The following is an 11,749-nucleotide window of genomic DNA, read 5'->3' as shown; positions in this document are numbered from 1 at the left end:
GCTGTAGCCGGGCTCACCGATCTGAGATCGTTGTTACTGGATAGACTAATGCCGGTGCCACGCCTCGACGGCTACTTCAACGACGGCGAGCAGGACGCTGAATGCAGCCAGGAATCCCTTGGCGCGCTGCCAGTTTTGCTCGTGGCGCTCCATGCGGTGTTCGAGTTCTGCGATGCGTCCGCCGTTTCCATCGCCCATCAGGCCGTTCATCTGGTTCTTCAACACATTCAGGTCGCTCAGCACCTGTGCTTCGAATTCGTTCATCATGCGCATCGGTTGTGCTCCACGCCGCCTACGAAGCGAGCGGCAAATTGAAGATGAGGGCCGCCGAAAACTCCGAGTAGTTGGGCGGGTTCGATCCGTCGGTACTCCGTGCTGGTGGTGCCGTCGCTCATGTGGAAAATCGCCGTGTAGTAAAGCCCTGCAGGCGATGAGCCCAGGTTGGGCGCCAGGTTCACACTTACAAATCCACCTACGCCGATGGTCGCCATGATTTTGCCGGCGGCAACCGCCTGGCTGGATGCGGTGGCGAACGCAGGCCAGCTCAATTGCAGCGTGCCTGATCCCGGCGAGCCGTTCGCCAGGTATAGGGTGCCCTGCACCGTTGTGGTGCTGACGGATTGCGCAAGGCCCGCAAAACCCGTCGCCATGCAAGCGAGGCACATTCCCAGGATTTTTGCGGCGCGAATGGACTGAATTCGAAGGAGGCTCATGCGTGATTCTTCCTTTTTTACCCGTGGTGCAACACGGCCATGACCATCGGCACTGCGCGGCGAAGAACGACCGCGCGGCTGATGGGCATGACCCGTTCAAGGTTAGCGTTAATAAAAGCCTGGTGACTGACAAGAAGAAGTCGATGCGGATTTCTAGTCCGCGTCCTCTTCCTCGGTTGGCGTCTCGGGTTCCAAATCGCCCTTCCATTCCGGCGAATTGGCCCATTCTGTGGCATTGCTGCGGAATTTGCGTGCGCTATCGCCTTCGCCCGATGCTTCTGCCAGTTGTGCCAGACCATATAGGAACTTGGCGCTAAGCATCTGGCCTTTCTTGCAATTCGATGAGAGCGCCTCGACGATCGGTTTGCAATCGCGGCCAACGATCTTGTCTGCCGCCTCCCGCATCTTCGCGGCGCCCCGTTTGCGCTTTGGCTTTGGAGCAGTCGCTTTCTTCTTTATTGCGACAAGCTTAGGTTTTGCTGCGTTCATCTGTCCGACTTTCCCGGACAGCCTTCCATTTGTGAAGCCTTCAAACCACAGACAAGAGGAGCAATCTTACGGGCTCATCTCGCTGCCAATTGGACGCGAGGTCGTGACGCCCGTCTCTCTGACGAGGTTCACCGGCCAATAGCGTCGAATATTTTTTGAGATTCAGCTTCCTCTCTGCGGCACGTTTGCCGTGGAAGGAGTCCGAAAGAAATGGGGAGCCACCGCGGCTCCCGTTTGTGCATGATTGCGATTGATGCTTCAAGCTTAGCGGAATGTTACATAATTACCTGCAAATGTCGGCAAAGTTTTTTACGCAATGGATTCATAAGCTTAGGTCAGTTGACGCGGTGGCCTGCTCTTGACAACAAAAATAGGCGCGGCAACTTCGCCGAGCTTCTCTGTCTGTTATCGAGCACATTCAAGGAACCGGCTTCGATCGGCTAACATAACCGGTGATGCGGACACCAATCTTGCTGGTTCATGGCGGAGCCTGGGCCATTCCCGAAGACGCGGCTGCGGCCCACGAGAACGGGGTGCGCAATGCGCTCGACGCCGGGCATCGGGTTCTGACCCGTGGCGGCTCGGCGATCGACGCCGTTGAAGCGGCTGTTACCGTGCTCGAGGATGATCCGACCTTTGATGCGGGCCGCGGCAGTTTTCTCACCTCCGATGGTCGCGTGCAACTCGATGCACTTCTCATGGATGGCGGACGCATGAAGGCCGGCGGAGTGGCTTGCGTGGAGCGGATTCGCAATCCCATCCAGGCGGCGCGGCTGGTGCTGGAGCAGAGTCCCCATGTCTACTTCGTGGGCGCCGGAGCTGAAGAATTTGCCCAATCGCACGGCATGCCACTCATCGAAAACGCGGAACTCGTGCTCGATCGCGAGCGCGAGCGGCTGAAGATCGCGCGGGAACGCGAGGCTGCGGGGCTCGCCGATGCGACATTTTCAGGACTGGAAGACGACAAGGGGCCGGAGACGGCCATCCCGCGCGTGATCGACTCTTCGCACGATACCGTTGGCGCGGTCGCGCTCGACACAGATGGAAACATCGCTGCCGCTACGTCGACCGGCGGCACGCTGAACAAGACTCCCGGCCGCGTGGGCGACTCATCGCTGATAGGTTGCGGCTGCTATGCCGACAACCTTTCGGCGGCGGTTTCGCTTACCGGATGGGGTGAGCCCATCATGAAGCTGGTGCTGGGCAAGTGGGCCACCGATCGCGTTGCCGCCGGCACCGCACCCGCGTTTGCCGCCCGCGAAGCCATCTCGTATCTGCATAACCGTCTCGGCGGTCATGGCGGCATCATCCTGCTCGGCCCCGACGGAAGATTCGGGATGGCCCACAACACGCCCGCCATGGCCTGGGGGCTTGCAACGGAGCACGGGCTGGAGACAGGACTGAAAATCTAGAAAGGGATTCCGAGATTCCACAGGCTTTTCAGATCATCAAACCAAGCGCGTCGCTAATCAAAAAGAAGAGGTTCTCTATGCGCCGACGGTCCTGAGGACTTCTCTAAGATTCGTCGTCAATTCATCTGTCTTCTTTTGCTGCCATTGGCGATGCCCATCGACCCCAAGATGAATGATCGCGCCGGTCGTCGAGGCGTGCGGCTGTGCGATGAAGCTGCCGATATCAGATTCGTGCTGAACGACACTGCCTGCTGATCCGAGTATCTGAAAACGTCTGTGAGGCAGGCAATCACCAAAGCGTGAACTTCTGGCGGCCGCAAGCCCCTCAGCCTGCCCTCCGCAAAGATCATCCCAAATGCGAACGTTGCCAGCACCTGCCTTTGGAGCTCTAAGGTCTGCTCAAATGGCACACCAATCACAACAAACAGGTCATTGGCCATCATCGCGATTTCCGCGCGAACTGGAGCAAGGTAGGGGTCCATGACTCTTCAGACTCTGGATTCTAACAGCACGTAGCGTTTCGATTCACGGTTATCGCACCAGCTTCCACTTCAGCCGCGTATATGCCACCCGAAAGCCCTTGCGCTCAGCGTTGCGCTGCGATTTGCTTCCTGCTTCCGCCACCATCATCGCGAGATCGCATCCGTGTTCGGCCGCATAGCGCATGCGTTCCTGCAGCAGTGCCCCCTGCAGTCCGCGGCACCGCATCTCAGGCACAGTGGACGCACCACCAAAGAGAGCAACACCTTGATGCATAGTTAGCGCGCCTGCGGCCCCTGGCGAGCCTTCGATCTCCGCCAGGAAGCATGGGCTTCCTTCACGCGCGACGACCAGAATGCCAGACTCTCGAACGAAGTTTTCGAACTCGGGATGCTCATGCGTCCAGCCACGCGCGTTGATGTCGCTCCACAGCTGCGCTTCATCTCCACCTACCACGCGAACACTGATGCCGGCCGCGTGGACCGTCGTCGGTGATTCGACCGCACGATAAAGTACGTTGCTGATCTCGAAGGGCCGATAGCTCCGCGCACACAGCAGATCGAGCACGGCAGCGCCTGCAAATGGACTCACCTCGTGCATCACCTCTGCGCCGCGTTCGCGAAAGAATTGCTCGATCTCGTCCAGAGCCGCCGGTGTGAGTGGCTCGAACAAGCCAAGCCCGAAGGTCTGTGTCGTTGGCGCGTCCACTCCATCGAAAACCACTGTCACCCCCGCACATTTCATCCAGGCGGACGTGCTGTTGGGATAGAGCTTCCGGCGCGCCTCCGCGAACTGCGCGCAAGCGTAGGCCTCCGCTGCCTCCAGCCGTCTTGCCAATTCAAGATTCGCAAACATCATCGCGCTCCGATCGTACACGCAGAACCCGCAGATTCCATCAAGATTCCGATGCGGGCACAGCGTCGCGATACCCTAAAGAAGCCGATATGCGCCGCCTTATTCTCGCCTCCGCTTCGCCTCGCCGACGTGAACTGCTCACGCAGGCGGGCTTTGTATTTGAGGTACAGCCCGCGCATGTGAATGAAGATCTGCGGCCCGGTGAGGATGCGATTGCCTATGTCGTCCGCCTTGCGCGTGAAAAAGCGCTGTCTGTCTTTACGGAGATATCGTCCAAGAGTTCTGCCCCACCGCAGGTGGTCGTTCTCGGCGCAGACACCACCGTCACGCTCGACAGCCACATTCTCGCGAAACCCGAGAACCCCGCCGATGCCGCCCGCATGTTGCGGATGCTCTCAGGCCGCACACACCGCGTGATCACCGGCGTCGCGGTAGCAACCGCAAAGGGCGTTGAAGTTGCCGCCGAAGTCACCGGGGTGCAGTTCAGAACGCTGAGCGACGAAGAGATCGCCGCCTACGTTGCAACCGGTGAGCCGACGGACAAGGCCGGCGCCTACGCCATTCAGGGTCTGGCCGCCAAGTGGATTCCTCGCGTAGAAGGATGCTACTTCAACGTCGTCGGCCTGCCGCTCGCGCTGGTAGCGACGATGATCGAACAAGTGCAACCTGAAGGCTGAGCGCTGAAAGCCATTCTTACAACTTTGCCTCCAGGCGATCCCCCTTGTAGACGACCGCATGTGCCTCGGCAGCGCCGTCGCCGATGCCCACACCGTTGCCCTCGCCGACAACGACGACGTTGAAGGTGTGCTTCCCCAGCATTCCAGGGAAGCTCCCCTCACGCGCCCCGAAGGTCAGCATCTTGGCGGCGTCATCCCAATGCAACGGGATGGTTGCATGTTCGCCCTTGGCGTAGTCGTAGTTATCGTTTTCGTCCTCGTAAAGCGTGAAGTCGCCGTCGGCTCCGGGATAGATACGCACCTCAATCGGGTCGGCAGGCTTTTCGGTTGACCATTCCATCGTTGGCCCCATCGGGATAATCGAACCCGCGCGCACAAATAGCGGCAATTTCGCGAGCGGCGCATCTGCTTCGATTCGCTTGCCGCCTTCGACCCTGGCGCCCGTCCAAAAGTCGTACCACGTTGCCTTCGGCAGATACACTTCGCGCCTGGTTGCGCCCTGCGTGGTCACCGGACTTACCAGGATTGCCGGCCCGAACAAATACTCATCGCCCGTATTCTGCGCCTCCACGTCATTGCGCCAGTCCATCACCAGCGGACGCATCAGAGTGCCGTGATTGTTGGTCACCTGCCATGCCTCGGAGTAGATGTAAGGCAGCAGGCGATAGCGCAGGTTGTCATAATCCACCAGGATTTTCTGCGCGTCCGGCCCATAAGACCAGAGCTCGTTCTCATCGGGATAGCGTGTGCCGTGCACACGGAAGATCGGCGAAAACGTTCCGAACTGGAACCACCGCACAAACAGCTCGCGGAACTTCGGATCGTTCAAATTGCCGCCCGAGATGAATCCGCCGATATCCGTCGTCCAGTAAGGCATGCCGGAAATCGAAAAGTTCAGCCCGGCTGGAATCTGGCGCGCAAATGTGACCCAATCGCTGAGTACGTCGCCCGACCAGGCTGTCACGCCCAGGCGCTGTGTTCCCGCGTACGCCGAACGCGACAGAATAAAAACGCGCTTCTTGTCCGACGCTTTCTGTTGTCCCTCGGAGACGCCCTCGGTGTGAAAGAGCGGATAGACATTCGCAAACCGCGCGCCCGAGCCGATGTGCAGCTGGTGGTCGACGAGGATATTGTCTTCGCGGCCCTCGGTCTCAGGCTCATCGGTATCGAGCCACCACGCGTCTACCCCTTTTTGAAAAAGAGCTGTATTGATGTTGCTCCAATACTGTGTGCGCGCGGCTGGATTCGTCGGATCGTAGAGTGCCTGGCCTACGGGATGAAAACTGCCTGTCAGCGTCTTCGCGATGAACCAGCCGTTCTTGTCGAACTGGTCGTAGACGCTGGTCCCCGGCCGGAAGAACGGCCACACCGAAACCATCAGATGGAAATGCTCGTCATGCAGCTTGTCGATCATGCCCTGCGGGTCCGGGTAGTGGGAGTTCCACTTCATCTCGCCCATCGTCACCCACCAGAACCAGTCCTGCACAATGTTGTCCGCCGGGATATGCAGCGCGCGATACTTCGCTGCAACACCTTCGATCTCGGCCTGAGATTGGTATTTGTTCTTGCATTGCCAAAAGCCATAAGCCCAGCGCCCGAAGAGTGGGACTTCGCCCGTCAGTTCGCGATAGTGCCCAATGATCTGGTCGGCTTCCGGTCCATAAATAAAGTAGTATTCGATGCGGTCCGCTACTTCAGCGCTGATGTAGAGCGAGTGAATGAATCGATTATTGACGCGGCTGCGAGAAGGATTGTTCCAAAAAATGCCATAGCCATTCGTTGAGACCAGCAGTGGAATCGCGATCTGCGTATTCTCCTGCGACAGGTCGATGGTTTCGCCGTGGTAGTTCCACACGCCGGCCTGGTGTTGGCCAAGGCCATAGAGGCCCTCATGAGATCCATAGATCGGGAAAAACACTTCGGCGTGATAGGTCTTTTCGCCATTGACTTCGACGGGCTTCAGCGAGCGATAGCCTTCGGTGGTCAGTTGCTTGCCATCCGGACCCACATAGTGCAGCGCGCCAGTCTCGCGCTCTACCACGACCTTCAGCTTGCTGGTTGTGAGCGTGACGGCTTTCTCATTCGCGGTGACATCAAATGAAGGTGCCGGCCAATCATGCTTGATCACGACGTGATCAGAGGGGCGAACTTCCGTTTCGGCATCAGGCAGCGAGTAAATGACATGCAGCACATCCGGCGCATCCACTTCGAGCTTCAGCACTCCGTTCTTCTGGTGGATCTCGAGGCCGTTGGACTGCTTGTCAAAGCTCACCACCGGGTTCGGCGGATTCCACTGTGCCACGGCCGCAAGCGGTGCCCATGCCGCCGTACACGCCAGAAGAAATGCCCGTGCCCACCGACGATCGCTCATTGAATACGTTTCCTTTTCTCGCGCAGAATCCAAACGCATCAAGTGTAACGCCCGGCTCCCGGGCGGGATACCCTTGGCAGGCTGAGGCGAGGCTGCGTTGCGCGATCTTTTCCGGAGCGCGCCGCGGATTTCCGGGAACTCGAAAGCGCTATTCTCTCGGACAGAATCGGAACGGAGGTTCTGAAAGCAGTAAGCGACTCTGCCCTGGGGATGCAGGCCGAGCGGCATCAGGCGCGCGGCCTGCGCTTTTGCGGCATGTGCAGCAATCCCGCAGCCGGTGGGCGCGTTGTACTTTGAAATGTGGAAGGCATAAGTTGCTCGGTTGTCCTACTCTAAAGCTATGACCGATCGGGACCTGCTGGCGCAGATCGCACGCTCTGCCGGCGGCAAAGCCGGATATAAGCAACTGGTGCGCGAACTCGGCCTCGGCGGCGGTCGCGAGCGCCGCCTCCTGCTTGAGCAACTCGCCCGCATGACGGCGCGAGGAGACCTGATCAAAACCGATCGGGAGCACTGGAGCATTCCGAAAAGAGCCGGCTTCGGAACGCGCGACAATCTCATCGCCGGACGTCTCGATCTGCATCGCGATGGCTATGGCTTTGTGCGCCCTAACGCTCGACAAGGCTCCGTCAAAGAAGATGACGTCTTCATTCCGCCCGACGAGATCAACGGAGCCATGCAGGGCGACCAGGTGCTGGTGGAACTAGCGCCACCGCGCGCCGATGGGCGCCGCCTTGGCCGTATTGCCCGCATTCTCGAACGCCGCAATCCCACGGTCGTCGGCATTTTTCACTATGCAAGAACAGATCGCGAGATGGGCGACAACGTCATCCCGTTCGACGAGCGCATGACGCAGCACATCGTTATCCCGTTCGGGCAAGCGCTGCCCGAGCCCGAAGAAGCAAAGTCGCCTCATCGCGTTCTCGGCAGCGAATCCGCCACTTCTGCGCACCACGACGATCTCGAAGGCCTCGTCGTTGATGTCGAAATCACCAGCTGGCCTACACCAACGCGTCCACCCATCGGTCGAGTCATCGAAGTGCTCGGCGATCCCGACGACTTTGGCGTCGACGTGGAAATGATGATCCGCAAGCATCAGTTGCCGCGCGTCTTCCCTGACAATGTGCTCACTGAAACCCGCGCCGTCGCCTTCCTCGATGAGGTCGAAGCCAATCGCCGCCGCGACTTCCGTGGCCTTCCCATCGTTACCATCGACGGCGAAACCGCCAGAGACTTTGACGATGCGGTTCTGGTGCGCGATCGCGCCCACGGCGCAGGCTTCGAACTCCAGGTGCATATCGCCGATGTCGCCGAGTACGTCGGAGCCGGAACGGATCTCGACCTCGAAGCGCGTCTGCGCGGCACCAGCGTCTATTTCCCCGACCGCGCAATCCCCATGCTTCCCCATGAGCTTTCTACGGGCATCTGCGGTCTTCGCCCCAGGGAAGATCGCCTCGTTCTGAGCTGCATCATGCAACTCAGCTCCGCGGGCCGCGTCGAGAGCTTTGAAATCGTCGAAGGCGTCATCCGTTCCGCCGAACGCATGACATATACCGACGTCCACGCAATCCTTGAGGGCGATTCGGAAACCCGAACGCGGTACGCACAGCTTGTTCCCGAATTCGAGCGCATGCGTTACCTTGCCGGATTGATGAACAAGCGTCGCGAAGAGCGCGGCAGCATCGATTTTGATCTGCCTGAACCCGTGATTGAATTCGACGATCAGGGCCGGATGCGCGGCGTTACCAAGTCCGAGCGTACCTGGGCCAACCGCCTCATCGAAGAATTCATGCTCGCCGCCAACGAGTGTGTCGCCACGTGGCTTGAAGACCTCGGCGTGCCTTCGCTCTACCGCATTCATGAGAAGCCGGACCCGCGCCGCGTCGTTCAATTCGAGGAGCTTGCCGCCAGCTTCGGCTATTCCCTCGGTCTCGGCGCACTTCCCGTCAAACGCATCCAGACGCGCGGCGATCGACGCGATGCGCAACGCAGCGGCCGCCCGGCACGCACCCACGAGGTCCCCGAAGATATCGCCGTGACGCCAAAGATGTATCAGAAGCTTGCCGCGCGCATTGAAGGCAAGCCCGAGGAGCGGATTCTCAGCTATCTCATGTTGCGTTCACTCAGCCAGGCACGCTACTCCGAGATCAATGAAGGGCACTTCGCGCTCGCTGCCCCGACCTATACGCACTTCACCTCGCCCATCCGCCGCTACCCCGATCTCATCGTCCATCGCATCACCAAGGCTCTGCTGCGGGCCGGGGTTGAAGGTCGAGCCGAAGTTGCCGAGGGACGCCACGGCTCCCCATGGACGCACCCGCACGAAGGCCTGAAAGGCATCGCCATTCATCACGCAAAAAAACTAAAGCCGGGCGAAGGCTTCACTGGCGAGGCCCCAATCCCCGAGGCTGAACTCGCGCAGATCGCCGAGGAATCAAGTCAGGCCGAGCGTCGCGCCGCCGAAGCCGAGCGCGAGCTGGTGGAGTGGAAGAAGGTGCGCTTCATGGAAGATCGCGTGGGTGAGGAATTTGCCGCGCTGGTGCTCAATCCCGCGAAATACGGCCTTTTCGTCGAACTCACGGATCTTTTTGTCGAGGGCCTGGTCCCCATCGACACGTTGCGCGACGACCGATATACCTGGCGCGAAAATACGCACGAGATTATAGGAGAGCGCTGGGGGCGCCGTTTCCGCGCCGGCGATCGCGTCCAGGTCGTCCTCGACCGCATTCTCGCGCAAGAACGACGGCTGCAGTTCTCCATCGTGGAAGAAGGCATCCCTCTGACCGGCAAAAAGCAGCCCAAACCGCCGCCGAAATCAAAGACAAATCGGCGCAAGGAAAGTGCTGCTTCCGGGTCGAAGAGGGAGACCCGCCATATCCGCAAACAAAAACGCCGCTGAGAAGCGATCGCGCGTATGTGCAATCACGCCAGCAGCAGGCTTAGGTGCCCGCTTGCTGCGCAGCGTACTTGCCGATAATCGGAAGCTGGTATTTCTCGCCCTTCAGTGCCTTCAACAGTGCCACGATCCATGCTACGAAGAGAATCAGCATACCAATCAGGAAGATGATCTGCCCGAGGATCGGAATGATGTTGATAATGCCGATCGCAAAGGCGGCAATGCCAAGGAAGATCGACTGCCATGCATGGAAGCGCACATACGAATTCCTGTTGTAAGGCTCGACAAGGAGAAAGATGATCGCCGGAATGATGGTTACGTAGGCGAGCGCTCCGGCGGCGGTATCAGACAATCCGCTCTGCGTGGCCTGCGGAGCCTGCGGGGGAACGGGAGTGTACTGCGGAGAATCAGACATAGCTGCTCCTTCACTTGGGACTCGGATCATACCCGGAACTGCAGAGAAAAGAGCGAATATTCGGAGAACAACAACCAGCGAGCCACGGGGATACTACTCACCGCGTCTTGGTTTCCGTGGTGGGAGAAAGACTACTTCATCGCGAGCTTTTCGGCAATACTCCCGAGAAGTGGAATCCTGAACCGCTTGCCGGTTGCTGCCTGGATGACGCAAACCAGCCATACCACCAGCCACAGCAAAGACAACGCCCGGAGGATGTAGGCGAGGGTAACGGTCCCAAGAAACAGGGTCAGCAAAGCGATGGAGCCCAGAACGATATCGAAAATGAAGGCGGTAATACAGAGCAGAACAGATTGCCACGCGTGAAAACGAATATACGCGCTGCTTTTATAGTTCGGAAGAAGCAGAAAGGCGATGGCCGGAAGGAACGTGAAGTAAGAAATTGCACCGGCCGCATTGTCTGAGATGCCGGATCGTGTCGCTACGGTCATTGGGAATCCTTTCCTGCCTCCTGTAGGTCTTATCTCGATTTCTTCGCCTTGGCGTCTTTAATTGCTCGCCGTGCACAGAAAACACCCGAATGCGGCTGCAGGCGGCGCAAAATCAAACAGGATTGATTTAAGGAAAAGCGCCGGCGTGTGCGAAAGTCAATCAGAATCATCGCATTGCCCACACGTCGGTAATCCGGGATGCCATTAGAAAAGTTGCTTTTCAGGCGGGCACTCGGTCAGCAACTCAAGGTCGTTGTTGCGCACATTGCCCACGCGGTCACTCACCGGCCACGAATGCATTTTCTCAGCGGGATACGGCCGCAGCAGATCGACTGGCGGACGCGACGGATCGCCCGGCTCCAGCCATCGTGAATATTCCTGCGGATCGAGGATCACCGGCATCCGGTTATGCACCTGTTCCGCCAATTTGTTGGGATCGGTTGTCAGGATGGTAAACGTCTCCAGCGCCTCTCCCTCCTTCGGCTTCCATCGCTCCCATAGCCCGGCGAATGCGTACGGTTCTCCTCTCTGCATTCCGAAGGCAAAGGGCCGCTTCGTCTTCGCATCGATCCGCTGCCACTCGTAGAACGCATCGGCCGGAACGAGGCAGCGGCGTTTCTTGAAAGCCTCGCGGTAAAGGGGCTTCGCCGCAACCTCTTCGGCCCGCGCGTTAATCGTGGAGTAGCCAACCTTCGCATCCTTGGCCCAGAAAGGCACCAGCCCCCAGCGCATCAGCGCAAACTCGGGCTTACCCGTATCAGCGCTTGGACGCACAACCGGCTGCGTGCTCTGCGGGGCTGCGTTATACGTGGGCGCAAAAAAGGGCATGTCCTCAGGCTCGACTCCAAACCAGTCGGCGAGCACCTCTTGCGTGGATCGACGAGCAAATCGGCCGCACATATCGGATTGCGTTTGATTGTACGAGGTCAGGAAAAGTGACAGCAATCTCG

12 protein-coding genes are annotated in these 11,749 nt (G+C 58.9%); 3 read left to right on the top strand and 9 right to left on the bottom strand.

What is annotated here, in order from left to right; genetic code table 11:
• Positions 1 to 45 precede the first annotated feature (45 nt).
• The 3 genes from WCA10_RS18380 to WCA10_RS18370 form a co-directional block, all read right to left on the bottom strand.
• Complete coding sequence (locus WCA10_RS18380; RefSeq protein ID WP_472823970.1) at positions 46 to 273, bottom strand: hypothetical protein; 228 nt, start codon at positions 271 to 273, stop codon at positions 46 to 48.
• On the bottom strand, positions 264 to 713 hold the full coding sequence (locus WCA10_RS18375) for a hypothetical protein (RefSeq protein WP_472823969.1): 450 nt from the start codon (positions 711 to 713) through the stop codon (positions 264 to 266). The genes WCA10_RS18380 and WCA10_RS18375 overlap by 10 nt, the downstream gene beginning before the upstream one ends.
• Before the next feature lie 153 nt (positions 714 to 866).
• Positions 867 to 1,202, bottom strand: coding sequence for a hypothetical protein (locus WCA10_RS18370; protein ID WP_472823968.1), 336 nt, complete (start codon positions 1,200 to 1,202; stop codon positions 867 to 869).
• A 455-nt stretch (positions 1,203 to 1,657) separates the two neighbouring features.
• Between WCA10_RS18370 and WCA10_RS18365 the strand changes: the two genes are divergently transcribed.
• Positions 1,658 to 2,614, top strand: a complete 957-nt coding sequence (locus tag WCA10_RS18365) for an isoaspartyl peptidase/L-asparaginase (protein ID WP_472823967.1) — start codon at positions 1,658 to 1,660, stop codon at positions 2,612 to 2,614.
• A gap of 116 nt (positions 2,615 to 2,730) precedes the next feature.
• Here the strand turns inward: WCA10_RS18365 and imm48 are convergent, their stop codons facing one another.
• Both imm48 and WCA10_RS18355 read right to left on the bottom strand, forming a co-directional pair.
• A complete protein-coding gene (gene imm48 / locus WCA10_RS18360; RefSeq protein ID WP_472823966.1) occupies positions 2,731 to 3,057 on the bottom strand; it encodes an Imm48 family immunity protein in 327 nt (108 codons plus the stop codon).
• An 88-nt stretch (positions 3,058 to 3,145) separates the two neighbouring features.
• On the bottom strand, positions 3,146 to 3,952 hold the full coding sequence (locus WCA10_RS18355; RefSeq protein ID WP_472823965.1) for a hypothetical protein: 807 nt from the start codon (positions 3,950 to 3,952) through the stop codon (positions 3,146 to 3,148).
• A gap of 86 nt (positions 3,953 to 4,038) precedes the next feature.
• Here WCA10_RS18355 and WCA10_RS18350 point away from each other — a divergent pair, with 86 nt between their 5' ends.
• On the top strand, positions 4,039 to 4,626 hold the full coding sequence (locus WCA10_RS18350) for a Maf family protein (RefSeq protein ID WP_472823964.1): 588 nt from the start codon (positions 4,039 to 4,041) through the stop codon (positions 4,624 to 4,626).
• A 16-nt stretch (positions 4,627 to 4,642) separates the two neighbouring features.
• Here WCA10_RS18350 and WCA10_RS18345 read toward each other — a convergent pair whose 3' ends face one another.
• Positions 4,643 to 6,997, bottom strand: a complete 2,355-nt coding sequence (locus WCA10_RS18345; RefSeq protein ID WP_472823963.1) for a glycoside hydrolase family 31 protein — start codon at positions 6,995 to 6,997, stop codon at positions 4,643 to 4,645.
• 340 nt (positions 6,998 to 7,337) lie between these two features.
• Between WCA10_RS18345 and WCA10_RS18340 the strand changes: the two genes are divergently transcribed.
• Complete coding sequence (locus WCA10_RS18340) at positions 7,338 to 9,896, top strand: ribonuclease R family protein (protein WP_472823962.1); 2,559 nt, start codon at positions 7,338 to 7,340, stop codon at positions 9,894 to 9,896.
• A 40-nt stretch (positions 9,897 to 9,936) separates the two neighbouring features.
• Here the strand turns inward: WCA10_RS18340 and WCA10_RS18335 are convergent, their stop codons facing one another.
• From WCA10_RS18335 to WCA10_RS18325, 3 genes are all read right to left on the bottom strand, one after another.
• Positions 9,937 to 10,308, bottom strand: a complete 372-nt coding sequence (locus WCA10_RS18335) for a DUF4870 domain-containing protein (protein WP_472823961.1) — start codon at positions 10,306 to 10,308, stop codon at positions 9,937 to 9,939.
• 131 nt (positions 10,309 to 10,439) lie between these two features.
• Positions 10,440 to 10,799 carry a magnetosome magnetite crystal formation protein family gene (locus WCA10_RS18330; protein ID WP_472823960.1) on the bottom strand — a complete coding sequence of 120 codons (360 nt, stop codon included), beginning with the start codon at positions 10,797 to 10,799 and terminating at the stop codon, positions 10,440 to 10,442.
• A gap of 204 nt (positions 10,800 to 11,003) precedes the next feature.
• Positions 11,004 to 11,699 carry an SOS response-associated peptidase gene (locus tag WCA10_RS18325; protein WP_472823959.1) on the bottom strand — a complete coding sequence of 232 codons (696 nt, stop codon included), beginning with the start codon at positions 11,697 to 11,699 and terminating at the stop codon, positions 11,004 to 11,006.
• Between the last annotated feature and the right edge of the window lie 50 nt (positions 11,700 to 11,749).

Origin of the sequence: Occallatibacter sp., from assembly GCF_049582745.1 — a bacterium.
Classification (GTDB): domain Bacteria; phylum Acidobacteriota; class Terriglobia; order Terriglobales; family Acidobacteriaceae; genus Telmatobacter.
Note: the sequence above shows the minus strand (reverse complement) of the source record. Positions and strands in the feature narration are given on the sequence as shown.